General features: G+C 65.1%; 24 protein-coding genes. 16 read left to right on the top strand and 8 right to left on the bottom strand.

What is annotated here, in order from left to right:
* Window positions 1-15 precede the first annotated feature (15 nt).
* The 7 genes from IVA98_RS24780 to IVA98_RS24750 all read left to right on the top strand — a co-directional run bounded on the left by IVA98_RS24780 (window position 16) and on the right by IVA98_RS24750 (window position 7,230).
* The gene (locus IVA98_RS24780) at window positions 16-633 is read left to right on the top strand and encodes a CMD domain protein (protein WP_247307061.1); all 618 of its coding nucleotides are present in this window, start codon (window positions 16-18) and stop codon (window positions 631-633) included.
* 11 nt (window positions 634-644) lie between these two features.
* A complete protein-coding gene (locus IVA98_RS24775; protein ID WP_247306989.1) occupies window positions 645-1,229 on the top strand; it encodes an alkylhydroperoxidase domain protein in 585 nt (194 codons plus the stop codon).
* Between the two features lie 61 nt (window positions 1,230-1,290).
* Window positions 1,291-2,448 (top strand): ABC transporter substrate-binding protein, encoded by a 1,158-nt coding sequence (locus IVA98_RS24770; RefSeq protein WP_247306992.1) that lies wholly within the window; start codon window positions 1,291-1,293, stop codon window positions 2,446-2,448.
* 54 nt (window positions 2,449-2,502) lie between these two features.
* On the top strand, window positions 2,503-4,326 hold the full coding sequence (locus tag IVA98_RS24765) for an ABC transporter permease (protein WP_247306996.1): 1,824 nt from the start codon (window positions 2,503-2,505) through the stop codon (window positions 4,324-4,326).
* Window positions 4,326-5,174 carry an ABC transporter ATP-binding protein gene (locus IVA98_RS24760; RefSeq protein ID WP_247307014.1) on the top strand — a complete coding sequence of 283 codons (849 nt, stop codon included), beginning with the start codon at window positions 4,326-4,328 and terminating at the stop codon, window positions 5,172-5,174. Before IVA98_RS24765 ends, IVA98_RS24760 begins: the two co-directional genes overlap by 1 nt.
* Window positions 5,171-5,911: an ABC transporter ATP-binding protein gene (locus IVA98_RS24755; protein WP_247307018.1), complete on the top strand. Its 741-nt coding sequence runs from the start codon at window positions 5,171-5,173 to the stop codon at window positions 5,909-5,911. Before IVA98_RS24760 ends, IVA98_RS24755 begins: the two co-directional genes overlap by 4 nt.
* A gap of 236 nt (window positions 5,912-6,147) precedes the next feature.
* Window positions 6,148-7,230: a HoxN/HupN/NixA family nickel/cobalt transporter gene (locus tag IVA98_RS24750; RefSeq protein WP_247307020.1), complete on the top strand. Its 1,083-nt coding sequence runs from the start codon at window positions 6,148-6,150 to the stop codon at window positions 7,228-7,230.
* Window positions 7,231-7,238: 8 nt separating this feature from the next.
* On the opposite strand, the gene IVA98_RS24745 is transcribed toward IVA98_RS24750, so the two are convergent.
* Window positions 7,239-8,753, bottom strand: coding sequence for a helicase HerA domain-containing protein (locus IVA98_RS24745; protein ID WP_247355665.1), 1,515 nt, complete (start codon window positions 8,751-8,753; stop codon window positions 7,239-7,241).
* Between the two features lie 104 nt (window positions 8,754-8,857).
* On the bottom strand, window positions 8,858-9,676 hold the full coding sequence (locus tag IVA98_RS24740; protein ID WP_247307025.1) for a YkgJ family cysteine cluster protein: 819 nt from the start codon (window positions 9,674-9,676) through the stop codon (window positions 8,858-8,860).
* Window positions 9,677-10,070: 394 nt separating this feature from the next.
* On the opposite strand from IVA98_RS24740, the gene IVA98_RS24735 reads away from it, so the two are divergent.
* Window positions 10,071-10,241: a hypothetical protein gene (locus tag IVA98_RS24735; RefSeq protein WP_247307029.1), complete on the top strand. Its 171-nt coding sequence runs from the start codon at window positions 10,071-10,073 to the stop codon at window positions 10,239-10,241.
* A gap of 27 nt (window positions 10,242-10,268) precedes the next feature.
* Here the strand turns inward: IVA98_RS24735 and IVA98_RS24730 are convergent, their stop codons facing one another.
* The 3 genes from IVA98_RS24730 to IVA98_RS24720 form a co-directional block, all read right to left on the bottom strand.
* The gene (locus tag IVA98_RS24730; RefSeq protein WP_247307032.1) at window positions 10,269-11,333 is read right to left on the bottom strand and encodes a ketopantoate reductase family protein; all 1,065 of its coding nucleotides are present in this window, start codon (window positions 11,331-11,333) and stop codon (window positions 10,269-10,271) included.
* A gap of 313 nt (window positions 11,334-11,646) precedes the next feature.
* Window positions 11,647-12,915 (bottom strand): serine hydrolase domain-containing protein, encoded by a 1,269-nt coding sequence (locus IVA98_RS24725; RefSeq protein ID WP_247307035.1) that lies wholly within the window; start codon window positions 12,913-12,915, stop codon window positions 11,647-11,649.
* Window positions 12,916-13,039: 124 nt separating this feature from the next.
* On the bottom strand, window positions 13,040-13,888 hold the full coding sequence (locus IVA98_RS24720) for an SDR family oxidoreductase (RefSeq protein WP_247355664.1): 849 nt from the start codon (window positions 13,886-13,888) through the stop codon (window positions 13,040-13,042).
* A 148-nt stretch (window positions 13,889-14,036) separates the two neighbouring features.
* Here IVA98_RS24720 and IVA98_RS24715 point away from each other — a divergent pair, with 148 nt between their 5' ends.
* Window positions 14,037-14,756: an HAD family hydrolase gene (locus IVA98_RS24715; protein WP_247355663.1), complete on the top strand. Its 720-nt coding sequence runs from the start codon at window positions 14,037-14,039 to the stop codon at window positions 14,754-14,756.
* Window positions 14,757-14,823: 67 nt separating this feature from the next.
* Here IVA98_RS24715 and IVA98_RS24710 read toward each other — a convergent pair whose 3' ends face one another.
* Both IVA98_RS24710 and IVA98_RS24705 read right to left on the bottom strand, forming a co-directional pair.
* Complete coding sequence (locus IVA98_RS24710; RefSeq protein ID WP_247307062.1) at window positions 14,824-15,231, bottom strand: nuclear transport factor 2 family protein; 408 nt, start codon at window positions 15,229-15,231, stop codon at window positions 14,824-14,826.
* 94 nt (window positions 15,232-15,325) lie between these two features.
* Window positions 15,326-16,810, bottom strand: a complete 1,485-nt coding sequence (locus IVA98_RS24705; protein WP_247307045.1) for a mannitol dehydrogenase family protein — start codon at window positions 16,808-16,810, stop codon at window positions 15,326-15,328.
* 142 nt (window positions 16,811-16,952) lie between these two features.
* Here IVA98_RS24705 and IVA98_RS24700 point away from each other — a divergent pair, with 142 nt between their 5' ends.
* From IVA98_RS24700 to uxuA, 6 genes are all read left to right on the top strand, one after another.
* A complete protein-coding gene (locus tag IVA98_RS24700; protein WP_247355662.1) occupies window positions 16,953-17,765 on the top strand; it encodes a FadR/GntR family transcriptional regulator in 813 nt (270 codons plus the stop codon).
* Window positions 17,766-17,835: 70 nt separating this feature from the next.
* A complete protein-coding gene (locus tag IVA98_RS24695) occupies window positions 17,836-18,813 on the top strand; it encodes a sialic acid TRAP transporter substrate-binding protein SiaP (protein ID WP_247307050.1) in 978 nt (325 codons plus the stop codon).
* Window positions 18,814-18,924: 111 nt separating this feature from the next.
* Complete coding sequence (locus IVA98_RS24690; RefSeq protein ID WP_247278304.1) at window positions 18,925-19,503, top strand: TRAP transporter small permease; 579 nt, start codon at window positions 18,925-18,927, stop codon at window positions 19,501-19,503.
* Window positions 19,504-19,506: 3 nt separating this feature from the next.
* Window positions 19,507-20,913, top strand: coding sequence for a TRAP transporter large permease (locus IVA98_RS24685; RefSeq protein ID WP_247307052.1), 1,407 nt, complete (start codon window positions 19,507-19,509; stop codon window positions 20,911-20,913).
* Window positions 20,910-21,959, top strand: coding sequence for an L-idonate 5-dehydrogenase (locus tag IVA98_RS24680; protein ID WP_247307054.1), 1,050 nt, complete (start codon window positions 20,910-20,912; stop codon window positions 21,957-21,959). The genes IVA98_RS24685 and IVA98_RS24680 overlap by 4 nt, the downstream gene beginning before the upstream one ends.
* A 16-nt stretch (window positions 21,960-21,975) precedes the next feature.
* Window positions 21,976-23,163: a mannonate dehydratase gene (uxuA, locus tag IVA98_RS24675; RefSeq protein WP_247307063.1), complete on the top strand. Its 1,188-nt coding sequence runs from the start codon at window positions 21,976-21,978 to the stop codon at window positions 23,161-23,163.
* Window positions 23,164-23,388: 225 nt separating this feature from the next.
* On the opposite strand, the gene IVA98_RS24670 is transcribed toward uxuA, so the two are convergent.
* Entirely contained in the window at window positions 23,389-24,078 is a 690-nt protein-coding gene (locus IVA98_RS24670) for an aspartate/glutamate racemase family protein (RefSeq protein WP_247296118.1), read from the bottom strand.
* A 260-nt stretch (window positions 24,079-24,338) separates the two neighbouring features.
* Here IVA98_RS24670 and IVA98_RS24665 point away from each other — a divergent pair, with 260 nt between their 5' ends.
* Window positions 24,339-26,000, top strand: coding sequence for a thiamine pyrophosphate-binding protein (locus IVA98_RS24665; protein WP_247355661.1), 1,662 nt, complete (start codon window positions 24,339-24,341; stop codon window positions 25,998-26,000).
* Window positions 26,001-26,003 lie beyond the last annotated feature (3 nt).

The following is a 26,003-nucleotide window of genomic DNA, read 5'->3' as shown; positions in this document are numbered from 1 at the left end:
TCGCAAGGCTGAATGATGGGAACGCAAGATATCATCGACACACTCGCCGGCATCGAACCGGGATCGGCTCTGGATGCCATCCGCGCACGCCGCCTTCAGGCCCGCGAGAACGCGCAGAAGAGCTATCTCGCCCTGTTCGAGCCGATCGATGCGAGCGCGTTCTCGCTTGCCGAGCGTGCCGCGGTCGCGGCCTTCGTCACCGGACTTCATGGCGAGTCCCCCGTCGCAGCCTTCTATCGCGAGAAGCTTGCGGCGAATGCGGATGGCGCGCCTTTGCTCGAAGCGATCAAGGCCGAGATCGAACGCGGCAAGACCTCAGGCCCGTATGGCGCGTATCCAGCAGGACCATTGTCAGTCGAGAACACGGCCGGCTTGATCTACCGCGTGAGCGCGGAAAGCAAGCCCGTCCTTGGCGCCCGGCTCGTTGCGGCGCTGGAGCATGCGCATCTGTTGGTGTTCCATCCCCGCGATGCCGCCTCCGCCGACATGAAGGCGCTGCTCGTCGCCGGCTGGTCGAACACCGGCATCGTGACCTTCTCTCAGCTTGTTGCCTTCCTGTCGTTCCAGGTGCGCGTCGTCACCGGCCTGCGCGTACTCGGCGCTTCGCTCGGGCCTACCGCGGCGGGAGCGTAAGGAGACTGCACATGAGCGCTGCAAACAATGTCAATCCGCCCGTCGTCTTCACCCAGGACGAGCTCGGCTGGGTGTCGTGGATCGATCCGCTGCCCGAGGGCGAGCTGACCGAGCGGCATTTCGCTGGCCTCGTCGATCGCGCCCGCGCCAAGTCGGAATATTTTCGCCTGCTGGTGCGCGACCCTGAGGTGCTCGAAGCCCGCACCAAGACCGACAAGGACATTTTCTACAATGTCGCCGACGGCCTGCCGCGCGCCGAGCGCGAGCTCGCGGCGGCTGCGACGTCGCGCTATAACGGCTGCGTCTATTGCGCCTCCGTGCATGCGCGGTTTGCCAGCACCTATTCCAAGCGCCGCGACGACGTGCAGCGCCTGCTCGACGAAGGGGTTAAGGCCGATCTCGGCGAGCGCTGGAATGCCGTAGTCAAAGCGTCGGTGGCGCTGAGCGCAACGCCGATCGCGTTCGGCCCCGACAACGTTGAGGAGCTGCGCCGCGCCGGTCTCGACGATGCCGAGATCGTCGATGTCATCAACGGCGCGTCGTTCTTCAACTGGGCGAACCGGCTGATGCTGTCGCTCGGCGAGCCCACTAAATAAGCAGTGTCACTGGCACGTAAATTGCCGCTTGTTCGTAACACCTGAATGGATGGAGCCGTGCATGAGCAACATCGATCGTCGGTCCCTGGTTAAGGGCTCGCTTGCCGTCATGATGGCGGGAGCCGCCATCTCGCGCAGCGCATTCGCCCAGTCGTCCGAGCCGATCCTGCTCGGCGTCAGCGGGCCCCTGACGGGGCCTAACGCCCAATACGGCGCGCAGTGGAGGCAGGGCTTTGATCTCGCGCTCGACGAGATCCACGCCGCCGGCGGCATCAACGGCCGTAAGCTCGCCTACCAGTTCGAGGATAGCCAGAGCGATCCGCGCCAGTCGGTGGCGATCGCGCAGAAGTTCGTCTCCGATTCCCGCATCGTCATGGAGCTCGGCGATTTCTCGAGCCCAGCCTCGATGGCGGCCTCGCCGATCTATCAGCGCGGCGGTCTGGTGCAGTTCGGCTTCACCAACTCGCATCCCGATTTCACCAAGGGCGGCGACTTCATGTGGAGCACGTCCGTAAGCCAGGCCGACGAGCAGCCGCTGCTGGCATCCTATGCCGTGAAGCGGCTCGGCTTGAAGAAGCTGGCGGTGCTGCACCTCAACACCGATTGGGGCCGCACCAGCCGCGACCATTTCGTCAAGGCGGCCAAGGAATACGGCGCCGAAATCGCGGTTACTGAAGGCTACATCGCGGAGGAGCGCGATTTCCGCTCCACCCTGGTGCGCGTGCGCGACGCCAATCCCGACGGGCTGATCCTGATCTCCTATTATTCCGACGGCGCGCTGATTGCGCGTCAGGCGCGCCAGGTCGGCCTGAAGCAGACCATCTGCGCGGCGAGCTCGGTCTACTCGCCGAAATTCCTGGAGCTCGGCGGCGAGGCAGTCGAGGACGTCCACCTCGGCACGCGCTATTTCCCGGAAGACCCGCGGCCCGAGGTGAAGAAATTCATCGCGGGCTTCAAGGCCAAGTACAACGGGCAGGAGCCCGACGCCTTCAACGCCTATTCCTATGACGCGATGAACATGGCCGCTGCCGTCCTCAGGATCGGCGGCACCGATCGCCGCGCCATCCGCGATGCTTTCGCCAAGGTGAGAGACGTCTCCAGCGTCATCTTCGGCTCGGCGACGTTCGACGTCGAGAGCCGCCGCGTCAAGGGCGCCATGAATGCCGAGCTGGTCGTGCGTAACGGCAAGTTCGCACTCTGGGACGGCAAACGGGCCTGATAATGATGACCGGAGCGATCGCTCCGGTCCCCTTCCTCTGATTGGAAATGCTGCGTGGCTTCCTGGCTCGACTACACGATCAACGGGCTGATCGTCGGCAATGTCTACGCCCTCGTTGCGGTCGGGCTCGCGCTGATCTTCGGCGTCAGCCGGCTGATCAACTTTGCGCAAGGCTCGATCTATCTCGTCGGCGCCTATATCGGCTGGGTCGCGGTGGTGCAGCTGCATACTCCGCTGCCGCTCACCATCATCGTGGTTGCGGTCGCTGCCGCGATCGTCGGGTTGATCATCGAGCGGTTCGGCCTCCGTCCGCTGCAGAACTCGGTGCGTATCGCGCCGCTGTTGGCGACGATCGGCATCAGCTTCGTGCTCGATCAGCTGGTGATGCTGACCTTCTCGCCCAATCCGCGTGCGCTCCCGAGCCAGCTGCCGGACGTCCGCTTCCAGGTCGGCAACGGCACGATCGGACCGCTTGATCTGCTCATCGCCGGCGTTGGCATCACCAGCGCGCTGCTGCTGTTCGTGTTTCTGCGCTACACCAAGCTCGGCTGGGCGGTGCGCGCCACCGCGCAGGACCGTGACGCCGCCATGCAGATGGGCGTCGACGTCAACCGCGTCAATCAGGCCGTATTCGGCATTGCAGCGGCGCTCGGCGGGGTCTCCGGCATGCTGGTCGGCATGTACTACAATCAGATCGACACCGCGATGAGCCTTCAGGCCACGCTCAAGGGCGTGGTCGCGGAAGTCGTCGGCGGCGCCGGCAACGTGCCAGGCGCGGTGGTCGGTAGCCTGCTGCTGGGATTGGTCGAGAGCTACGGCGTTGCCGTGTTCGGTACCAGCTATCGCAATCTGTTCGCATTCCTGTTGTTGGTCGTCGTGCTCGTGCTGCGGCCGAACGGGCTGTTCGCGAGTGCGCGGCAGGCGCCGCCGGAGCCGCTCACCGGCACCTTCATCGCGCCGAGCCGTCCTGTGCGCATTCCGCGCTGGGCCTTGGCGCTTGCAATCGGTGGGTTCGCGATCCTGCCGCTGTTCCCGGTGTCGTTCTACGTGCTCCAGACGCTGATCAATGCCTGGCTGCTCGGCATGCTCGCGCTCAGCCTGACGCTGGTTGCGGGGACTGTGGGCCAGGTCTCGCTCGGCCATGCCGCGCTGCTGGCGATCGGCGCCTACACCGCCGCGCTGCTGTCGCTGACCTTCTCTGTGCCGGTCGGCCTCGCCATCATCGGTGGTGGCCTGATGAGCGCTGCGCTCGGTACGCTCCTGATCTCGCCGTCGTTCCGCCTGCGCGGGCACTACGTGTCGATCGCAACGCTCGCCATCGGCGAGATCGTGTCGCTGGTGATCCTAAACTGGGAGAGCGTCACGCGCGGCCCGATCGGCATCTCCGGCATTCCGCCGCTATCGCTGTTCGGCTACGACCTGATCAGCCCATCGTCGGTCTATTGGTTCAGCCTTGCGGTGATGGTCGTGCTGGCGCTGCTGCAGGGGCGTCTGCTGACCTCGCATCTCGGCCGCAGTTTTCGTGCCATCCGCGATGACGACATCGCCGCGCGCGCCTATGGCCTCAGCCTCAACCGCTACAAATCGCTCGCCTTCATCTTCGGCGGCTTCGCTGCCGGCGTCAGCGGCGGCATCGCCGCGCATCTCTATTCCTACATCAACCACGAGACCTTCAACACGCAGCAATCCATTCTGGCGCTAACCGTCGTGATCCTCGGCGGCCTCGGCAATGTCGTCGGCGCAATTCTCGGATCGGTGGCGCTGGTCGGCCTGCCCGAGGTCTTCCGGATCGCGGCGGAGTATCGAATCCTGATCTACGGCATCGTGCTGCTGCTGCTCGTGCGGTTCAGGCCGCAGGGCCTGCTGGGGACGATCTGATGGCGGAGCAGCACCTGCCCATGTTGTCCCTGCGCGGCCTGACGCGTCGCTTCGGGGGTCTCACCGCAGTCGATGCCATCGATCTCGATCTCGCCAGAGGCGAGCTGATCAGCATCATCGGCCCGAACGGCGCCGGCAAGACGACGCTGTTCAATCTCGTGACCGGTCTCGATCGGCCCGACGCCGGTACTGTCAGCTTCGCAGGGCAGGGCATCACCGGCCTGTCGCCGGAGCGGCTCGCCGGCCAGGGCATCGCGCGCACGTTCCAACTCGGTCGCGTCTTCGGCAATCTCAGCGTGATGGACAACGTCTTGATCGGCGCGCATACGCGGCTGCGTGCGGTGAAGCCGGCCGTGCCGGTGATCGGTCCGCTGCTGGAGCTGGGCCTTGCGCTGCTGCGGCCCGCAACCGTCAAAGCGGAGGAGGAGCGGCTGCGCGAAGAGGTGAAGACCATTCTCGCCCGCTTCGGCGAACGGCTGCTGCCGCGGATCGAACAGCCGGCCTATAGCCTCTCTTACGCCAACCGCCGCCGTATCGAGATCGCGCGTGCGCTGGCGCTGAAGCCGCGCCTACTGCTACTGGACGAGCCGACCGCCGGCATGAACCCAACTGAAACTGCGGAGATGCAGGCCCTCGTCGCCGAGCTCAAGGCGGAGGGGCTGACCATCCTCCTGATCGAGCACAAGCTGGAAATGGTGATGCGCCTGTCGGACCGCGTCATTGTCATGGACGAGGGCAAGAAGATCGCGGAAGGCCCGGGCGAACAGGTGCGGAGCGATCCCAAGGTGATCGAGGCCTATCTCGGCCATGGTCTCTCCGGAAAGGCGGAGCAGGAGAGCGCGGCATGACGAACTCCTCGACGGAGCCGTTGCTGGCATTGTCCGATGTCAACACCTTCTACGGCCAGGCCCAGGTGCATTTCGACCTCTCGATATCGGTCGCGCGCGGTCACATCGTCTGCCTGCTCGGCGGCAATGCCAGCGGCAAGTCGACGACGATGAAGATCATTCTGGGCTTGGTGAAGCCGCGCTCCGGTGATGTGACGTTCGACGGTGCCTCGCTCATCGGGCTGACCACGCCGCAGATCGTCCGTCGCGGCATCGCCTCGGTGCCGGAGGCGCGGCGGCTGTTCGCGGACATGAGCGTGCGCGAGAACATCCTGATGGGCGCATTCGTGCGCAACGACCGCGATGTCGTGGCCCAGGATCTCGACAGGATGCTCATGCTGTTCCCGAAGCTCGGCCAGCGGCTGTCGCAGCGCGCCGGCTCGCTCTCCGGCGGCGAGCAGCAGATGGTGGCGATGGCGCGGGCGCTGATGAGCCGTCCCCGCATGATCGTGATGGACGAGCCGACCATGGGCCTGTCGCCGCTCTATGTCGATCGCGTGCTCGAGCTGATCCGTACCATCAACCAGGACGGCGTCTCAGTGTTCATGGTCGAACAGAATGCCAGCCTTGCGCTCGAGATCGCTCATGAAGCCTATGTGCTCCAGACCGGCAAGATCGTGCTCTCCGGCCCGGCGCGGACACTGAAAGACGATCCCCGCATCCGCGACGCCTATCTAGGCGGTTCCGAGGCGGCGTAGAGCGAGCCGATCTCATGGTTCGAGACGGCCGCTATGGCGGGCTCCTCACCATGAGGGCCCAGGGCTTGGTCGCAAAACAAGACGTCATCCTCGAGGGCCCGCGCGAGCGGGGGTCTCGAAGGATGGCTGCATGCGCTGCTGCAGAACCGTGTTGTCCCTCGGGGATTGCACTGGTCAGTGTGATCATCTTGTGAAAAGATCATACCGGTGGCGCGACGGGGCGTGCAACGGACGGAATGGTTGTCGTGACGAGATGGTCTTTGCGGGCGGTCGAGCCCGGAGCTGCGCTGCTGTTCAGCGGGCTCATCGCCGCCAACATCGCCGCGTGGACCTGGGCCTTCGCGCTGTTCGGCGACCGGCCGACGGTGATGGCGACCGCGCTGCTGGCCTGGGTCTTCGGGCTCCGCCACGCCGTCGATGCCGACCACATCGCCGCCATTGATAACGTCGTGCGCAAGCTGATGCAGGTGGGCGGCGGGCCGCGCAGCGTCGGCCTCTATTTCGCGCTGGGCCATTCCACCGTCGTGGTGGTCGCGACCATGTTGCTCGCGCTCGGCGTGGTGAGCCTCGGCGGCGACAGCCTGCTCAAGGAGATCGGCGGCCTGATTGGCACGTCGGTCTCGGCGCTGTTCCTGCTCATGATCGCGGCCATCAATCTCGCGATCTTCGCAGGCTTGTGGCGGACGTTTCGCAGGGCGCGCGAGCAGGGCGTTCACGACGCCGCGGGCCTCGATGCGCTGCTCGCCAATCGCGGCATCCTGGCGCGGCTGCTTGGCCCGATGTTCCGCCTGGTGACGAAACCCTGGCACATGTATCCGCTCGGTTTCCTGTTCGGCCTCGGCTTCGATACCGCGACCGAGATCGGCCTGCTCAGCATTTCCGCCAGCGAAGCCGCGCGTGGTACCTCGCTCGCCGATGTCCTGGTGTTCCCGGCGCTGTTCGCCGCGGGCATGGCGCTGGTCGACACTGCTGACTCCGCGTTGATGGTGAGTGCCTATCGCTGGGCCTTCGTCGATCCCTTACGCAAGCTCTGGTACAATCTTACGATCACGGGGGCCTCGGTCGCGATCGCACTGTTGATCGGCGGCATCGAAGCGCTTGGCCTGATCAGCGATCGTCTCGGCTTGGCCGGCGGCGTGTGGGCGGTGGTCGATGGTCTTAACGAATCGCTGGCGAATTTCGGCTTCGTCGTGATCGCGCTGTTCGCGGTCGCCTGGCTCGTCTCCGCTTTGCTCTATCGCCGCATGTTCGCGGAGAACGGGAGCAATGCGGGGCGCGGCTTCGATGCGGCCGAGGCGGCGTCGGTGATGAGACGCTGAATCCAGGCTTAGAGCGCGGCCGCGCTTTGCGCCGGCTCCGCTGGCATATCATCGCCATTGGGATCGCCCGGCGCCGTCGCCCAGGCGAGCTCCACCAGCGTCACGATCCGGCGTCCGGCACCGTCGAGCTGGCAGACGATCAGGCCTTGCTCCTCCATATAGCTAAGCAGGCGCTGCGCGCGGCGCAGTGAATGCGAGCCATAGGCGCGCGCGATCGCGGCATCGCCGGGACACGGCCAGCCTTCCTTCGCCGCCCTCGCGATCATCATGAACACGCCCTGCATGTCGTCGGGCAGGATCGAGGCGCGCAGCGACACGTCCTGCCAGGCGTCGTCCTCAGCCAAATCGGTGCCGAGCCCGGCGCGCGCGTGCGTCAGCATGCGGCGGAATTCGTTGAGATCAGGCACCGCCGCGCCGAGCCCCTCGATGCGGCAGCGGACCACGAATTCCTGATAGAGCACGCCGATGGCGCGGAAGCCGGCATCGGGCCCGGCGAGCACGGCACGAAGGGTACGATCCACGCGCTCGCGCCGTTCAGCGAGCTCTTCAGCGCTGACCGGCAGCGCGATCGGTTCCGCATGCGATTCCGGCGTAGCTGCCGCTTTCGCGGCGCGGAGCTGCTCGAGCAGATCCGGCGCGGGCCGGCGCTGCGGCCGGCTGGCGTCGGGCGGCGGCGCGGCCAGGATCACGGCGCGCGCGTCTTCCAGCGTCGCTTCCGGCAGCGGCATCAGCCGCGGCGTGGAATTGCGCGGGCAGGTAGTGGTCGGGCCGATGTTCAAACGCAGGGGACGGCGCGATAGCGCAGGCCCCAGCGCCATGAACTGGCCACGTTCGAGATCGCGAAAGGTTTCGGCCTGCCGCCGCTCCATGCCGAGCAGGTCGGCGGCGCGCGCCATGTCGATGTCGAGGAAGGTCCGTCCCATCAGGAAGTTGGAGGCTTCCGCCGCGACGTTCTTGGCAAGCTTCGCCAGCCGCTGGGTCGCGATGATGCCGGCGAGCCCGCGCTTGCGGCCGCGGCACATCAGATTGGTCATCGCGCCGAGCGACAGTTTGCGCGCTTCGTCCGAGACCTCGCCCGCAACCGCCGGCGCAAACAGCTGTGCCTCGTCGACAACCACCAGCATCGGGTACCAATGGTCACGATTGACGTCGAACAGCCCGCCGAGGAACGCCGCGGCGCGCCGCATCTGGTTCTCGGCATCGAGCCCCTCGAGATTGAGCACGGTGGAGACACGATGCAACCGCGCGCGCTCGCCGGCGACCTGAAGGCCGCGCTCGGTGTGATCCTCGGCCTCGATCACCAGATGGCCGAAGCGATCGGCCAGCGTGACGAAGTCGCCCTCGGGATCGATGATGGCCTGCTGCACCCAGGGCGCGCTCTGTTCCAAGAGCCGCCGCAACAGATGTGATTTGCCGGAGCCCGAATTGCCTTGCACCAGGAGCCGGGTCGCCAGCAGGTCCTCGAGGTCCATGGCCGCCGCGGCGCCTGCCGTGGTCTGCCCCATCTCGATCGCAACTGTCATGTCCCCGACTCAAGTCCCGTCATTCGCGGACAGGGGCTTATCAACCCCGCCGGGGCGCGTCGAGCGCTACCGCGCGAATCAGGCCGCGTTGCCCACGGCGGAGTTCAGGCGCGATGCGACAACCGTAAAAGCGCGGGCCGATATGGCGGATGCGGATTGTCGTCCTCGTTCTCGGGAATGGCGCAGGAGCCGAATTCCTGCCTGATCCGTTCGATCTCGGCGATGCGCTCATGCAGCCGCTGCAAATGCTCGGGCGACGTCGCCCGCCAGAACCGGAAAGTGTCGGCGGTGAGCGGCACGAACGCAGTGCCGAACAGCGTCGGCTCCGGAACAATGGTGCGTCCGAGCAGCAGGAACCGCTCTGTGCCGGACACGACGAGGGTCGCATAGCCGCGGTTTCCGATTCGCCTGACGCCGTTCAGCGACCATTCGACAAGCTTGCTGAAATACGGCTCCTCGCGCCAGCGGTCGGGACAATCGTCGTCCACCGTGACGTTGACGGCGTCCTGGCTGAAATGCACCACGATGCCCGACTTCGCCGGAAACCAGTCGTCGTCGAGATGGCCCTGCAGCCAGGCACAGACGAACGACCGGCACATTTGCGGGCGGCGATCGTAGATGGTGCATCCGGTGCCGGCCTGCCAATATTTGCAGAGCTGGTTCACCGGCTTGTCGACGCCGGCGACTTCGAGGATATCGCAGCAGGCGTTGCACGATCCGCATTGCCGGGCAGGGCGGGCCGCCTTCGGCAGGCCGGTCGCGCGAAAGCCCTGGCCGTCGCGCACCAGCAGCTTCTGCTTCTCCAGTGCGGTCAACGCCCGCTCGATCTTGAGACGGGACAGTCCGGTTGCGTCGATCACGCCCTTCATCGTCGTCGCGCCTGCCTCGACCGCGCGGACGACGCTCAGCATCGCCTGATCCATTGTTGTTGTTCTTGTTCTGGTTCTCTCAGCCGTGCATTGCGTTTGGGCCGGACAACAGACCGGCAAACAGATTGTAGACACTTGACCTAGAAAGATATGTTGCTCATCTCTCTGTCGGCTGGGCAATAAGCCGAACCTGTCCCACGTGCATGCAACGTCTGCGCGAATGAAGGGCCAGCACGTAAAGGAGAGCTCATTCGCGTCGAATCGGCTCGCTTTGCTCGCGGAGCGCCGGGATATGACGGGCGGCATGCCGTCGTCTCACGCAGTCGTGATATCAGCGGCCTGCGCGTCGGCGCGATGTGAAGGCGACCGGACCGCGTGACCAATCGAGATGCGACGACTATCGTTGAGTTTGCGCAACACCGGGAACAGGTCGTACGCCGAACCTGCAGTGATGCTGGTTCAGATCGCCACGGCGGGCGCAGCGTGGGTGACGTTTGGTGCAACGCTCGGCCGTGGCGCCCGTCGTCTTGGGCATCCCGACCTGGTCACGCGCACCGGCGCGGTCGCGCTGGTCGCGGTGACCGGCCTGATCTGGATTCGATTCGCTCGCAGCGCCTGAGCGCCGATGTCGCTGGAAGCGGCGCCCCTACTGCGCGCCGGATCCGCCCTGCACGATCTTCTCGTTGAGCTTCTGGTCCACGGTGTCGACCGTGCGGTCGATCTCGGCATTGGGCACACCGAGCTGATGCGAGATCAGCTTCACCAGCAAGTCGACGCGCTCGATGAAGGGCGCGCCGCTCGCGACCGCGCGGGCGGCCGACGACGGCTTGAGCAGGCTTTCGGCGGCCTTGGCATATTTGGCGAACGGCACCTGGTCCTGCGGGTCGGCGCCGAGGCGGCGGGCGATGGCATCGACATGATCGTAGATCGTCTGCGAGCGCGCGAGGTCGCCATGGACGGCATCGCGGATCGACTGCGGCTCATTCGGCGTGATGCAGCGGTAATTGCCAGTCAGCAGCATCGACCATTTCGCCAGCGGCACGAACAACGAGTCGAACACCTTCAGCTTCACCGGCACGTCCTGGCCGTCGAGTGTCACCGCGTCGATGTCGGCTTCGAGCTCGCGCAGCAGCTTGTTGTGCTTCTCGTCTGCGAATACCGATGCCTTGAAGTTCGTGGGCAGGCCGACATGGAGCACGTTCGCCGCCTCTTCCGGCGGACGGAATGCCTGCGGGTCGGGCGAGCACAGCGTCACCAGCCCCGGCTCGAAGCGCTCCCACACCTGCGCATTGGTGTAGGCCTCCTCGAGATCCATGTCTGCGAGGGCCGGAATCCGCTTCAGATAGGGTAGCGGCGGCATGTTCATGATCGACAGGCACGGCAGCTTCGCCGCGGCGATCTTGACCATGAGAACGCGCACCGTGTGGTTGGTGTATTGCGGCTCCTGCATGGCGAGGCCGACCAGGTCGTAGCGCGAGAGGTCGACATTGGCCGGCGTCACCGCGTCGAGCTTGCCGGGCAAGTCGCGCGAGAAGATCGCCCGGTGCACCGCCTCGTCGCGCAACTTGATGCGCACCTCGGTACCGTCCCGATTGATCAGCTCCGCGGTCTTGGCGCGGCACACCAGGGTCACGTTATGCCCAGCCATCAAGAGCTTCGTGCCCAGCAGGGAGCCGTAAGAAGCTCCGAGAATCAGGATGTTACGCGCCATATTTCGTCCCTTGGCAGTCGTGCAGTTTTGTCCCCTCCTCCGTCCGGAGGGGGAATTGCGGGCATGTAAAGCGAAGTGCGTGGGGATGGCAACTGGGATAATGCATACAAGGGGGCACCGATAGACGGATGGTGCGAAAAGCGAAATCCGGAGGCGCTCGCCCGGCGGGCAGCTTCTATCGCCCCATATCCCGGCTCAACCGAGAGGGGCGATCATGTGTCGCGATGAGCGCAAGACGTACGGAGTCCCGAGCTGACGTTAGATGCTAAAGGGCGGCCCGTTCGGCCGCCATTTAAATTTCCGCGTGCCGATCTCACTTCACCATCGCGCCGTAAACGATGTCCTGGACCTGTTCGCGATAATATTTCCTGAGCTCGCCCGGCGCCGCCGTTCCGACGACGACGACGAGACGCTCCTTGGGATCGCAGAAGAACTGCGTCCCGAAGGCGCCATTCCAGGTGAACTCGCCGGGATTGCCGGGGACCGACGACAGCCCCTCGCTGGTGCGGACCGCAACCGAAAGGCCAAAGCCGAAGCCGCCGCGATGCGGCTCGATGTTCGCCACGTTGTTCTTGATCTCGGGACCGAGATGGTTGGCCGTCATGTGATGCACGGTCTTGGGGGAGAGAATGCGCTGGCCATCGAGCTCGCCACCGTTGAGCAGCATCTGCCCGAAACGGACGTAGTCGCCGATCGTCGCGAACGCGCAGGCACCGCCACAGTCGAATTTAGTCGGCGTGTCCAAAAGCTTGATCGCCTGGGGCTTGCCGGTCAGCGGATCATTGGCGAACGGGCGGGCGAGGCGAGGGCGCTGTGCGTCCGTCGGGTGGAAGGTCGCGTCCTTCATGGCGAGCGGCTGCCAGACGTTGGCAGCGAGATAATCACCGAGCTTCTGCTCGCTCACCTTCTCGACCACAGCACCAAGCACGTCGATCGAAAAACCGTATTCGAACTCAGTCGAGGGCTGATGCGCCAGCGGCAGTTTTGTGATGCGATCGATGAAGGCCTGGGTGTCGCCTTCGATCGCAGGCGCTATGCCATCGGGATATTGCCGCGCCACCGGACTGGAGCTGTCGGGGCGGCCGCCATACATCAGCCCGGACGTATGCCGGTAGAGATCATGGATGAAGATCGGCGAGGCCTGCGGCTCGAGCTTGAGCGATCCGTCCGCCTGGTGCACGCCGACCTTCATGTCGGCAAAGCCCGGATAGTAGTCGGACAGCTTGGCCTGAAGCGGCAACTGGCCTTTTTCCATCAGCGTCAGGCCGGCGACCGCTGCCATCGGCTTGGTCATCGAGGCCAGCGCGAAGATCGCGTCGACAGGCATCGGCGTGCTCTTGTCTGGATCAAGCATGCCGTAAGCTTTGTAGTGCACGAGCTTGCCGTCTCGCGCCACCGCGACGACCGCGCCGGGTACGCGCTTGGCGGCGATCTCGCGCGCGAAGAAACTGTCGAGGCGTGCAAGGCCCTGTTTGGAGAAGCCGACATCGTCGGGATTGGCTTCCGGCAGCGGCGCGGCACTGGCCGTACCGAACGCGATGGCGGCAGCCGCCGCCGCGATCATGGCGATCGTCTTGTTCATTGCGTCCTCCCAAAGGCGCGAGCTCGTTATGCAGTGGCTCGCGAATGCCGAGATCACACGTCCGCGACCGAGCGGAGTCAAGCGCGGGCAGAACATGTCTGGGACGCGCCGGAGATGCCGGAACCTATCGTCCTTCACCGGCGCGCCACAGCGCATCGAGGCCGTGCCGGTAGGTCGGGTGAGCAAGCGTGACGCCGAGCTCGCGCTTAAGTTTCGCGTTGGAGACCCGGGCGCTGCTGGCGTAGAAGCTGCGGGCCATCGCCGACATCTCGGCTGTCGCGAACGCTTCTTCTGGCGGCGGTGCAACGCCCATCACCTGCGCGGCGTAGGCGATCACGTCCTGCGGCGGCGCGGGCTCGTCGTCGCACACGTTCCAGGTGCCGCCGTTCGGGTGACGGACAGCGGCCATGATGGCGCTCGCGATGTCGTCGACGTGGATGCGGTTGAAGACCTGTCCCGGCTTGATGATGCGCCGGGCCGTTCCCGCACGCAGGGTCAGGAGCGCATTGCGGCCGGGACCATAGATGCCCGCAAGCCTGAGGATCGCGGCAGCGCCGCCTGTTGCCTCCGTCCAGGCTTGCTCCGCCGCGAGCCGCATCCGCGTGCGTTCGAACATCGCCTGTGGCGGGGTGCTCTCGTCGACCCATCCGCCGCCGTGATCGCCATACACGCCGATGGTCGAGAGATAGACGACCTTGCGGCGACCTGCCGCCACTACGTCCGCAAGGCCGGTGACAGTGGGATCGCCGGAGCGGCCGGGCGGGATCGATATGAGAAGGACGTCGGCGTCGCTGATGCGTTCGACCGTGGTGCGATCCAGATCACTCCCGGAAAAGGCTTGCACCTCGATGTTGGTGAGATCATCCCGCTGCCCGGGATTGCGCACGGTACCGGCGAGGTGCGAGAAGGCGCCGCCGAACCTGCGGACGAAGTGCCTGGCGCTATAGCCGATGCCAAGGATGAAGAGCCGCATGCCTCTGCCGTGCTGGTCGGGGTTCCCGTCGCGCTACCTGCGCCCCTCTGCTCATAAGAGATTTTTGGGGCCGGCAAAAGATATTGCAATTTGTCTCACCTGCGGCCGCGGGCGATGGTCACCTGGGCGATAGGAGAAATCATCGATCATGCAGGCAGAAGCATCCGCCACGCCGGTAGCATGCAATGCTGCCGACCTGATCCGGCGCGCCGCCGCGCTCATCTTCGATGTCGACGGGACGCTCGCCGAAACGGAGGAGCTGCACCGGCAGGCGTTCAATCATGCCTTCTTGCGCCACGGGCTCGGCTGGGAATGGGACCGCGCCGTCTACAAGGACCTGCTGCTGGTGACCGGGGGCAAGGAACGTATGCGCGCCTACCATGCAAGGCTGCGGATCGCCCAGCCATTGGCGGACGAGGACATCGCGGAGCTTCATCGCATCAAGACCGCCCATTATGCCGAGCTGGTCGAGACCGGCTGCTGTCCGTTGCGGCCGGGCGTGGCGGAGCTGCTCGCCGCCGCGAGGGCGCGCGGCCAGCGGCTCGCGATCGCGACCACCACTTCTCACGGCAATATCGACGCACTGCTCTCGCAGGCGTTGGGGCCGGGCTGGGCAAGGGTTTTCGACGCGATCGTTGCCGGCGACGACGTGCGGCACAAGAAGCCTGCACCGGACGTCTATCTCGAGGTCCTGGCACGGCTGAAGCTGACTGCGCACGATTGTGTGGCGATCGAAGACTCCGCGAATGGCCTGATCGCGGCCTCACGAGCCGGCATACCGGTTCTGATCACGCGCAGCATGTTCTTCGGGGACGATGATTTCAGCGCTGCGCGGGTCGTGCTGGACGATCTGTCGAGGCTTGGATGAGGTGCTAAACAAAAAACTCGCAAAACAACCCCATGCACAGTAGATCACGCCTGCGTGATCATCGTCTTCAGTGGACGCGGTGGCTCGGGCTATCCTCTTCGGCCTGCTCGACAATCTGCGCGATCGGGCTCGATTGGTGATGCACCAGGAGCCAGCCGTCGCCGACGCGGCGGAAATGGTTCGCCGCCGCCAAAGCGGTGCCGTCGACGATCTCGATGCAGAGCACGCGCGCGCTGTCGCCGTCGACGATGGCCTGCGGTTCGGCGCAGACGATCTGCGGCCGCTGCGGATTCTGCAGGATGTCGCGCCAGCTTCCGATCACGGTGGCCCGCCCGATAATGGCCGGCCAGCCGGGATGAATGCAGGAAATGGCGTCATCATCCGCCCACATCCGCTCCATTTCGTTGAAATTGCCGGCCGAAAAGGCGGCGTAGAAGGCCGCGTTCGCAGCGATGACCTTGCTGTCTTTTGCCATGCCTCCCGGGTGCGGCAATGGCAGGCAAAAATCAAGCGCGACTTCCGTCGGCGTTGACCGCGGTGCAGCATTCAAGATGCTGCGCGCGTTGTGGTCACGCCCAAACGTGCGCCGCCACCGCCCGCCGTGCGCCATCCTGGTAGAGACGGCCGAGCGCCGAAGTCACGGCCTCGCGCAGGCGCGGCTCTGCGCCAAAAGGTCCGAACACCTTGGCGACCCCGAGCATTGCGGGCGCGAGCCGTTCCGCGATGGGACCTGCCTCGCGCGCCAGTGCGGCGAATTCGCCGGCGAGCGGATCGCGCACGTCAATCGCGCGGCCCTGCTCGTCGAGGCCGGTGACGTAGCGCATCCAGCCGGCCACCGCGAGCGCATGGGTTGCGATCGGCAAATCCTTGCGCAGGCGATCCTGCATCGCGCCGAGCAGGCGGTGTGGGAGCTTTTGCGAGCCGTCCATCGCAATCTGCCAGGTGCGGTGGTGAAGTGCAGGATTTGCGAAGCGCTTGAGCAGCGAGGCGCGATAGGCGGCGAGGTCCGTGCCTGAATGCATTGTCAGCGTCACCGCGGCCTCTTCCATCACCTGCGCGGCAAGACGGGCGAAATGCGGGTCCTGCATGGTGTCGGCGATGGTCTCGTAGCCTGAGAGATAGCCGAGATAGGCCAGCGCCGAATGGCTGGCGTTGAGCAGCCGCAGCTTCATCAGCTCGAACGGCTTGACGTCGCTGACGAGCTCGACGCCTGCGGCGGCGAGATCGGGCCGGCCCGCGGTGAAGCGGTCCTCGACCACCCATTGCGTGAACGGCTCGGTCATCAGGGGCCATGCGTCGTAAAAGCCCAGCGCGGATGACACCGCATCCCGGTCGGCGTCTGTGGTTTCCGGCACGATGCGGTCGATCATCGTGCAGGGGAAAGCGACTGCATCCGCGATCCACTTGCCGAGCTCTTTCGACCGCAGCGCGGCGAACTGCGTCACGATCCGCTGCACGGTGTGGCCGTTGGCGGCGAGGTTGTCGCAGCACAGCACGGTGAAGGGTGGAAGACCCTGCGCCCGGCGGCGCGCCAGCGCAGCCACAATGAAGCCCGGCGCCGAGCGCGGTGCGCCGAAATTGTTGAGATCGTGCACGATGTCGGGATTCCGCTCGTCCAGATCGCCGGTTTGCGGCGTGTGGCAATAGCCCTTCTCGGTGACGGTCAGGGACACGATGCGAATGGCGGGATCGACCATGCGCCCGACCAGCCGTGCCGGATCCTCGCGAGCGACGACGCTGTCGAGCAGCGCGCCGATGACGCGGTGCTCGGTGCCTTCGGCCGATCGTATGGCAAGTGTGTAGAGGTGGTCCTGTGGGGCAAGGGCGTCGCGCGTGTCCGGGCTGCGCAGGCTCGCGCCGACGATACCCCAGGACGCGCTGCCTGCGGCAAGGCAGTCGTCGATGACGACGGCCTGGTGTGCACGGTGAAACGCTCCCAAGCCCAGATGCACGACGCCCGGCGTGACGCGGGAACGGTCATAGGCCGGGCGGCGGATGCCGGGCGGCAGCCGCTCGAGATTGGTGCGGCCAAGGCGCGTTGAACGAAGGCGCATGGACGTCTCCCCTTTGCTTTGCCGCTGCTTGACATGGCGCCTGTCCTCGGTCAATGCTCCGGTCAATTGGTAAGACCAATTTTCCAAAATTGGCCGGCCGCGGGTACACGAGGTGCCTCGCGACCCGTTCGGGAGGACCAGCGTGCCGCTGGAAGCTGTGGAGGCGAGACGGCTCTATCGCCAGGTCGCCGATCAATTGCGAAGCCTGATCGACAGCGGCGAGTACGCCGTCGGCAGCCGCTTGCCGACCGAGCGCGAACTCGCCGAACAGCTCAAGGTATCGCGGCCGACGGTGCGCGAAGCTTTGATCGCGCTCGAGGTCGAAGGCCGCCTCCGCATCCGGGTCGGGTCCGGCATCTACGTGATCGAGCCCGCCGCCGTTGCGGCACCGGCACCCGCATCCGTCATCGAGGGCCCGTTTGAGCTGCTGCGCGCCCGCGAATTCCTGGAAAGCGCCGTCGCCGAAGAGGCCGCGCGCGTGGCGACCAAGGACGACATCGCCCGCATCGATGCGTCTCTTGTCGCGATGGAGAAGGTCGAGCATCCCGGCGAAGCCTCGATGGTCCATGATCGCGCGTTTCACATCGCGATCGCCGGGAGCCTCGGCAACGCCGTTCTGGTGCGCGTGGTCGGCGAGCTGTTCGATCAGCGCCTCAATCCCTATTTCGCCCAGCTTGCGCATTATTTCGAGAGTCCGGGCACGTGGCGGGCGGCGCTCGACGAACATCGCGCGGTGCGCGATGCAATCGCGGCGCATGATCCGCAGGCCGCGCGCGATGCCATGCGCAATCATCTGGCGCGCTCCCAGGAACGCTTCGCGCAGAATTTTGGCGCCGAGAACGCGGTGGGATCCTCGTCCGGACCCAGCCGCACGGAGCGAGCCGGGGCAAAACCGTCAAAACCGAAACATGCGCCGAAGAAGCGGGCTGCGAGCAGCAGCGCACGACGGCGATGAGATTGGGCGGCTCGCTTCCGCTTTGGGGCGGGCGAACAAGAAGCAGACTTGAACGATGGAGGAAAAGTCGATGTTGAAGAAGATGACGATTGCCGCGGCGCTCTCCGCCGCCGCGCTGCTGGCTGCGACCAATGCAGGCATGGCGCAGACCAAGCTCAAATGGGCCCATGTCTACGAGACCTCGGAGCCGTTCCACACCGCATCGGTTTGGGCCGCGCAGGAGATCGGCAAGCGCACCAATGGCCGCTATCAGATCGAGGTCTATCCGGCCTCACAGCTCGGCAAGGAAGCCGACATCAACCAGGGGCTCTCGCTCGGTTCGGTCGACATCATCATCTCCGGCTCCAGCTTTGCGGCCAAGAGCTTCCCGCCGATCGGCGTGACCTACTATCCCTACACTTTCCGCAACGCCGACCATCTTCTCGCCTATACCAAGAGCGACATCTTCAAGGAGCTCGCCAAGGGCTACGAGGACAAGAGCGGCCATCACATCGTCGCGGTGACTTATTACGGCGTGCGCCAGACCTCGTCGAACAAGCCGATCAAGACCTGCGCCGATATGAAGGGCCTGAAGATGCGCGTGCCCGACGTGCCGGCCTATCTCGCAATGCCGCGCGCCTGCGGCGCCAACACCGCGCCGATCGCGTTCGCCGAAGTCTATCTCGCGCTCCAGAACGGCACCGTCGAGGCGCAGGAGAATCCGCTGACCACGATCGAGGCCAAGAAGTTCTACGAGGTGCAGAAGCACATCGTGCTGACCGGCCACATCGTCGACCACCTCAACACCGTGATTGCGGGCGCGCTGTGGAAGAAGCTCAGCGACGACGACAAGAAGATCTTCACCGACGTCGCGCAGGAGGCGGCCGCCAGGGCCACCGAGGAGATCAAGCAGAACGAGGCCAAGCTCGTCGCCTTCTTCAAAGAGAAGGGCTTGAGCGTGACCGAAGTCGACAAGAACGAGTTCCGCGACGCCGTGCTGAAGAACGTTGCGTTCGAGACTTTTGGTTACCGCAAGGCCGACTGGGAAAAAATCCAGGAAGTCAAATAGCAGTGGCTGTCATTCCGGGGCTCGCGAGCGAGAACCCGGAATCTCGAGGTTCCGGGTTCGACGCTGACGCGTCGCCCCGGAACGACGTTGAGGTCTATCGAGGAGCAACCCATGTCGACCGCCGAAATCCACCGGCAGATCACCGCGGACGAGATCGCCCATACTTTCGAGGAAGAGGCGACGCCGAAGGTCGATCTCGGCATCTACGCGCTCGAGGACTGGCTGGCGCTCGCGATCTTCTGGGTGATGGCGCTTGCCGTCTTCCTCCAGTTCTTCACCCGTTACGTGCTCAACGACAGCTATGCCTGGACCGAAGAGATCGCGACCTACTGCCTGATCGGCGTGGTCTTCATCGGCTCCTCGATGTGCGTGCGGCTGTCGCGCCACATCCAGGTCGATCTCGTCTACCGCTATCTGCCGCAACCCGTGGCGCGCGCGCTGTCGACGGTGATCGACCTGATCCGGATCGTCTTCTTCGGCTATGCCATCAAGCTGGTCTGGGTCTACATCCAGATCATCGGCGACGAGCAGATGACCACGATCAATCTTCCCAAGGACTACGTATATTATGCTGTGCTGCTCGGCTTCGTGCTGATGTTCGCACGCTCGGTGCAGGTGGCAATGCAGAACTGGCGACAGGGCTACTCGGTCCTCGAACGTCCCGGTGCCTATGACGGATCGGAAGGATAGACCATGCTGCTGTTGCTCGGGGGCTTTCTCGTCCTGATGCTGCTCGGCGTTCCCGTGGCGATCGCCATGGCCGCGTCGTCGCTGCTCTACATCCTGGTCAGCGGCGTGACGCCCGACGTCACGCTGGCGCAACGCATGATCGCCGGCGTCGAGAGCTTTCCGCTGCTCGCCGTGCCGTTCTTCATCCTGGCCGGCAACCTCATGAACATCGCCGGCGTTACGGGGCGCATCTACAAATTCGCGGTTGCGCTCGTTGGCTGGATGCGCGGCGGCCTCGGCCACGTCAACATTATCGGCTCGGTGATCTTCTCCGGCATGTCCGGCACCGCGATAGCCGATGCCGCCGGTCTCGGTACCATCGAGATCAAGGCGATGAAGGACCACGGCTACTCCACCGAGTTTTCGGTCGGCGTCACCGCGGCCTCGGCGACGCTCGGCCCCATCATCCCGCCGTCGCTGCCCTTCGTGATTTACGGCATGATGGCGAACGTCTCGATCGGCGCGCTGTTCCTCGGCGGCGTCATTCCCGGCGTCGTCCTGACCCTGTTCATGATGGCCACCGTCACCTACTTCGCGCACAAGAACAAATGGGGCAGCGATACGCCGTTCTCCTGGCCGCAGCTCGGCTCGGCCGGGCTCGAGATCGTCATCGTGCTGTCGTTCCCGCTTGCGATCTGGCTGATGACGCTCGCCGGCATGTCGACCAACATGGCGGTGGTGATTGGGCTTGGCGCGCTGCTGGTGATCGACTGGTATTTCGACTTCTCCGCGGTGATGGCGCTGATGGCCCCGGTGATCCTGATCGGTGGCATGACCCTCGGCTGGTTCACGCCGACGGAAGCCGCCGTCGCCGCGGTGATCTGGTCGCTGTTCCTCGGCCTCGTGCGCTATCGCACCATGACGTTCCAGACCGTCGCCAAGGCGACCTTCGACACTATCGAGACCACGGCCTCGGTGCTGTTCATCGTCACGGCGGCCTCGATCTTCGCCTGGCTGCTGACGGTGTCGCAGGCGGCCCAGATGTTGTCGGACTGGATGCTCAGCATCACCCACAACAAATGGGTGTTCCTGGCGCTCGCCAACGTCCTGATCCTGTTCGTCGGCTGCTTCATCGACACCACGGCGGCGATCACTATTTTGGTGCCGATCCTGCTGCCGATCGTGCTCAAGCTCGGCATCGATCCGATCCATTTCGGTCTGATCATGACGCTGAACCTGATGATCGGACTGCTGCACCCGCCGCTCGGCATGGTGCTGTTCGTGCTCGCCCGCGTGGCAAAACTCTCGGTCGAGCGTACGACGGTGGCGATCCTGCCCTGGCTGGTGCCGCTGATGCTCGCGCTGATCGCGATCACCTACATTCCCGAGCTGACCCTCTGGCTGCCAAAATACATGGGACTTTCCAAATGACTTCCACTGCTCTTGCCGCAACCCTGTTCGGGCCCGAAGACCTGCGCATGATCGAGCATCCGCTCGACAAGCTCAGCGACGGCATGGTGCGCGTCCGGTTCGGCGCCGGCGGCATCTGCGGCTCGGACATGCACTATTTCCGCCACGCCCGCACCGGCGATTTCGTCGTGAAGTCGCCACTGGTGCTCGGCCACGAGATCTCCGGTGAGGTCGTGGAGATCGCCGGCGCCGCAGCGAACCTGAAGATCGGTGACCGCGTCGCCGTCAATCCGTCGCGCTGGTGCGGCCATTGCGTCGCCTGCCGCGAGGGGCGGCCGAATCTCTGCGAGAACATCTACTTCATGGGCTCGGCCTCGAAGACGCCGCACATGCAGGGCGGCTTCGCCAATTATTTCGACGCGATTCCCGCGCAGTGCGTGAAGATACCGGACCACGTCTCCTATCAGGCCGCAGCGCTGGCCGAACCGCTCGCGGTCTGCCTGCACGCGGTCGCGCGCGCCGGTAACATCGAGGGCAAGCGCGGCATCATCTTCGGCGCCGGCCCGATCGGGCTTCTGACCATGCTGGCCGCGCGCCGCGCCGGTATGACTGATGTCACGGTGGCCGACATCGCCCCGGCGCCGCTGGCCTTCGCAAGCCGGCTCGGCGCCTCGCATGTCGAGAACGTTTCGGGCGGCGAAGAGGGTCTGAAGGCGCAGGCGGCTTCGCGTTCCTATGATGTCGCCTTCGAGGTCTCCGGAACGGCCGCGGGGCTTGCCAGCGCGATCGGCATCGTCAGGCGCGGCGGCATCGTGGTGCAGATCGGCAATCTGCCGGGCGGGCAGATCCCGACACCGTCGAACGCGGTGATGGCGAAGGAGATCGACCTGCGCGGCTCGTTCCGTTTTGGCTTCGAGTTCATGACGGCGGTGGAACTGATTGCGGACGGCAGCGTCGACGTGCTGGCGTTGGTCACCGCGGAGCGGCCGCTATCGACCGCGCCCGATGCGCTCAGGCTGGCACTCGACCGCTCGCAGAGTGTCAAGGTCGTGCTGACCGCGAATTGATCGGAGACAACGCATGATGCTGGAGGGATGGCGCTGGTACGGGCCGGACGATCCGGTCTCGCTCGACGATGTCAGGCAGGCCGGTGCGACGGACATTGTCTCGGCGCTGCATCAGGTGCCGATCGGCGAGGCCTGGACGCGCAAGGCGGTCGAAGAGCGCAAGAATTTCATTGAGAACGGGCAGCCCGGCCGCTCGCAACTGACCTGGTCGGTGGTGGAATCAATTCCGATCCCCGACGACGTCAAGCGCCTCGGGGCTAAGGCGACCAAATCGATCGAGGCGTGGATCGCGAGTCTCGAAGCGGTGGCCGCTTCTGGGATCAAGATCATCTGCTACAATTTCATGCCTGTCGTCGACTGGTGCCGCACCGATCTGGAATGGGAGCTGCCGAACGGCGCCCGCGCCATGCGCTTTGACCAAGACCGCTTTGCCGCCTTCGAGCTGCATATCCTCAAGCGTCCTGCTGCGCTTCAGGAATATTCGCCGGAGCAGCAGGCCCGCGCGAAACAGCTGTTCGACAAGATGAGCCAGGCCGACATCGACTATCTCGTGATGGTCATTGCCAGCGCGCTGCCGGGCTCGACCACCGAGCCCATGACCATCCCGCAATTCCGCGATCGGCTCGAGACGTATCGCGACATCACGCCAAAGATCCTGCGGCGGCATCTTGCCGAATTCCTGGGCCGTGTCGCGCCGGTCGCCGAGCAGCTCGGTGTATCGCTGACGCTGCATCCGGATGATCCGCCGCGCCCGCTGTTCGGCCTGCCGCGCGTTGCCTCGACGGCCGAGGACTACCAGGCGCTGTTCGACGCCGTGCCGTCCAAGGCCAACGGCATCTGCCTGTGCACGGGATCGCTCGGCGTTCGGTCTGAGAACGATCTGCCTGCGATGGCGGAGCGCTTTGGCTCTCGCATCGCCTTTGCCCATCTGCGCGCAACAAAGCGCGAGGCTGATGGTCTTTCATTCTACGAGTCCGATCATCTCGACGGCGACGTCGACATGATCGCCGTGCTCAAGGCGCTGTTAAGGGAGAACGCGCAGCGTTCGCCCAACAAGAGAATCGTGTTCCGTCCCGATCACGGCCACCGCATGCTCGACGATCTCGCCACTACCAAGCGCACCAATCCCGGCTACACCGCGATCGGCCGCCTGCGCGGCCTGGCCGAACTCCGCGGCGCAATCCGCGCGATCCAGCATCGGTAGAGGCTCGCTTCTCATCCGTTAGGGAGGCGTTTATCCACACCATCATTGCGAGCCAACGGGTCCGCGCGAAGCGCGGCCCGAGGACAGGCTCCGCGAAGCAATCCCGAGTCTTTTCGCGGAGGGATTCTGGATTGCTTCGCTGCGCTCGCAATGACGTGGAGAGAGGAGAGCACCCCAGCACCGCCTGCTGATGGCATGCTGCCGTCGCCGGGATTTGATACAAATTCACCCGATCGCGAAGTCGGCTGCCGTCTCGGCATGAATGGCCGTCGTGTCGAACGTCTCGACCGAGGTATCGTCAAGGCCGACCAGCATCGTGATCTCGGTGCAGCCGAGGATGATGCACTCCCCGCCGGCGCGGACGAGCGCAGCCATCACGTCCTGATAGCGCCGGCGCGAGGGAGCGGTGACAGTTCCAAGACACAGCTCATCGTAAATGATCCGGTTCACATCGGCGCGCGCCTCAGGGGGAGGAACCAGGACGTCGAGATCATGCGCGCGCAGCCGGTCGATGTAAAAGTCTTGCTCCATCGTGAACTTGGTGCCGAGCAGCCCGACCCGGCGGTATCCTTTCGCCCGTATCCGCTCCGCTGTCGCATCGCCAATGTGAATCAACGGAACGGTCACGCTGGAGCTGATGTCGGGCGCCAGTTTGTGCATCGTGTTCGTGCACAACACGATCGCTCGCGCCCCGGCGCTTTCGAGACGCCGCGCGACTTCCGCCAGGCTGGCGGCGGCCTCGCTCCAGCGGCCGCCGTACTGCATCTCCTTGATCTGCTGAAAATCGTAGGAATACAGCAGCAGCGGCGCCGAATGCAGCTTGCCCATGCGGTCGCGGACCCGCTCATTGATGAGCCTGTAATAGAGCGCGGTGCTCTCCCAGCTCATGCCCCCGATCAGGCCGATGGTTTGCATTCGGTCTCCAGACACGTTGGTTTCGGCCGGATCGTAGACGAAGACGTCGACGCTCGCCATCATCGTTGTGGCCCATGGCGGACGCCGGGCGCAGACGTGACCTCAAAGCCCGATCGTGCAAACGGCAAGGGCGGGCATGACGCCTGCGCAGGCGGCGAGAAGCCTTTCGATCTTGCACGTCCTGTCGGCCTGTCCTACGCCAATTCCGCACACAATTGGCGAGGCGCTGGGCGCGTCGTCAAAGCCTTGAGGGAGCCGTCATGACCATTCGCAACACCCGCACCGGGGGCCAGATCCTGATCGATCAGCTCGTCGCCCAGGGCGTCGAGCGCGTCACCTGCGTGCCGGGTGAGAGCTATCTGGCGGCCCTCGATGCGCTGCACGACAGCCCGATCGATGTCGTGATCTGCCGCGCCGAAGGCGGCGCTGCGATGATGGCGGAGGCCTATGGTAAGCTCACCGGCCGCCCCGGAATCTGCTTCGTCACGCGCGGGCCCGGCGCGACCAATGCCAGCCACGGCGTCCACATCGCGATGCAGGATTCGACGCCGATGATCCTGTTCGTCGGCCAGGTCGATAGCGGCATGCGCGAGCGCGAGGCGTTCCAGGAGCTGGACTACAAGGCCGTGTTCGGCACCATGGCGAAATGGGCCGTCGAGATCGATCGCCCCGACCGCATTCCGGAGCTGGTCGCGCGCGCCTTCCGTGTCGCCATGCAGGGCCGCCCTGGTCCCGTCGTGATCGCGCTGCCGGAGAACATGCTGACCGAGACCGCAGCGGTTGCCGACGCCATGCGCATCGAGCCGGCGGTGAGCTGGCCCGCGCCGGCCGACATCGAGAAGCTCGACGCGTTGCTTGCGGGCGCCAAGGCGCCGCTCGTCATTCTCGGCGGCTCGCGCTGGACGGATGAGGCGACCAGGAGCATCGCCCGCTTTGCCGAGCGCTTCGACCTGCCGGTCGCGACCTCGTTCCGCCGGGCTTCGCTGATCGACGCCGACCATTCGCATTACGCCGGCGATCTCGGCATCGGGCCGAGCCCGGGGCTGAAGGCGCGCATCGAGGGCGCCGACGTCATTCTGCTCATCGGCGGCCGCATGTCGGAGATGCCGTCCTCGTCTTACACGCTGCTCGGCATTCCGGTTCCGCAGCAGAAGCTGATCCACGTGCATCCGGGCTCCGAGGAGCTCGGCCGCGTCTATCAGCCGGCGCTGGCGATCCAGGCGACGCCCGCCGCGTTCGCGGCGGCCGTCGAGACGCTGAAGCCCGCCGGAACGGTGGCCTGGAAGGGCGAAGCGGCGAAGGCGCATGCCGATTATCTCGCCTGGACCGAGAAGGCGCGCGAGCTGCCGGGCACGTTCCAGTACGGCCAGGTCATGACCTGGCTGCGCGACCGCCTGCCCAAGGACGCGATCGTCTGCAACGGCGCCGGCAATTATGCCGGCTGGATCCATCGCCACCACCGCTTCCACAGCTTTGCCGCGCAGCTCGCGCCGACCTCGGGTTCGATGGGCTATGGCGTGCCGGCGGGCGTGCTGGCCAAGCGGCAATATCCGGACCGCGTCGTCGTCGCCTTTGCCGGCGACGGCTGCTTCCTGATGAACGGCCAAGAGTTCGCCACCGCCGTGCAGTATGACGCACCGCTGATCGTCATCATCGTCGACAATTCGCAATACGGCACCATCCGCATGCATCAGGAGCGGGATTATCCCGGCCGCGTCGTCGGCACCCAGCTCAAGAACCCTGATTTCGCGATGTACGCGAAAGCGTTCGGCGGCCATGGCGAGCGCGTCGAGCGCACCGAGCAGTTCGCACCGGCGTTCGAGCGCGCGCTCGCCTCGGGCAAGCCGTCGATCCTCCACTGCATCATCGATCCGCGCGCGATCTCAGTCGGCAAGGACTTTGTGCCCGCGGCGAAGGCTTAGGCG

The organism is Bradyrhizobium sp. 160, from assembly GCF_023073735.1.
Classification (GTDB): domain Bacteria; phylum Pseudomonadota; class Alphaproteobacteria; order Rhizobiales; family Xanthobacteraceae; genus Bradyrhizobium.
Note: the sequence above shows the minus strand (reverse complement) of the source record. Positions and strands in the feature narration are given on the sequence as shown.

Coding starts and splice junctions, on each gene's coding strand:
- IVA98_RS24780 (WP_247307061.1), top strand. CDS start 16: ATGGGAACGCAAGATATCATCGACACACTCGCCGGCATCGAACCGGGA.
- IVA98_RS24775 (WP_247306989.1), top strand. CDS start 645: ATGAGCGCTGCAAACAATGTCAATCCGCCCGTCGTCTTCACCCAGGAC.
- IVA98_RS24770 (WP_247306992.1), top strand. CDS start 1,291: ATGAGCAACATCGATCGTCGGTCCCTGGTTAAGGGCTCGCTTGCCGTC.
- IVA98_RS24760 (WP_247307014.1), top strand. CDS start 4,326: ATGGCGGAGCAGCACCTGCCCATGTTGTCCCTGCGCGGCCTGACGCGT.
- IVA98_RS24755 (WP_247307018.1), top strand. CDS start 5,171: ATGACGAACTCCTCGACGGAGCCGTTGCTGGCATTGTCCGATGTCAAC.
- IVA98_RS24750 (WP_247307020.1), top strand. CDS start 6,148: ATGGTTGTCGTGACGAGATGGTCTTTGCGGGCGGTCGAGCCCGGAGCT.
- IVA98_RS24745 (WP_247355665.1), bottom strand. CDS start 8,753: ATGACAGTTGCGATCGAGATGGGGCAGACCACGGCAGGCGCCGCGGCG.
- IVA98_RS24740 (WP_247307025.1), bottom strand. CDS start 9,676: ATGGATCAGGCGATGCTGAGCGTCGTCCGCGCGGTCGAGGCAGGCGCG.
- IVA98_RS24730 (WP_247307032.1), bottom strand. CDS start 11,333: ATGGCGCGTAACATCCTGATTCTCGGAGCTTCTTACGGCTCCCTGCTG.
- IVA98_RS24725 (WP_247307035.1), bottom strand. CDS start 12,915: ATGAACAAGACGATCGCCATGATCGCGGCGGCGGCTGCCGCCATCGCG.
- IVA98_RS24720 (WP_247355664.1), bottom strand. CDS start 13,888: ATGCGGCTCTTCATCCTTGGCATCGGCTATAGCGCCAGGCACTTCGTC.
- IVA98_RS24715 (WP_247355663.1), top strand. CDS start 14,037: ATGCAGGCAGAAGCATCCGCCACGCCGGTAGCATGCAATGCTGCCGAC.
- IVA98_RS24710 (WP_247307062.1), bottom strand. CDS start 15,231: ATGGCAAAAGACAGCAAGGTCATCGCTGCGAACGCGGCCTTCTACGCC.
- IVA98_RS24705 (WP_247307045.1), bottom strand. CDS start 16,810: ATGCGCCTTCGTTCAACGCGCCTTGGCCGCACCAATCTCGAGCGGCTG.
- IVA98_RS24695 (WP_247307050.1), top strand. CDS start 17,836: ATGTTGAAGAAGATGACGATTGCCGCGGCGCTCTCCGCCGCCGCGCTG.
- IVA98_RS24690 (WP_247278304.1), top strand. CDS start 18,925: ATGTCGACCGCCGAAATCCACCGGCAGATCACCGCGGACGAGATCGCC.
- IVA98_RS24685 (WP_247307052.1), top strand. CDS start 19,507: ATGCTGCTGTTGCTCGGGGGCTTTCTCGTCCTGATGCTGCTCGGCGTT.
- IVA98_RS24680 (WP_247307054.1), top strand. CDS start 20,910: ATGACTTCCACTGCTCTTGCCGCAACCCTGTTCGGGCCCGAAGACCTG.
- uxuA (WP_247307063.1), top strand. CDS start 21,976: ATGCTGGAGGGATGGCGCTGGTACGGGCCGGACGATCCGGTCTCGCTC.
- IVA98_RS24670 (WP_247296118.1), bottom strand. CDS start 24,078: ATGCAAACCATCGGCCTGATCGGGGGCATGAGCTGGGAGAGCACCGCG.
- IVA98_RS24665 (WP_247355661.1), top strand. CDS start 24,339: ATGACCATTCGCAACACCCGCACCGGGGGCCAGATCCTGATCGATCAG.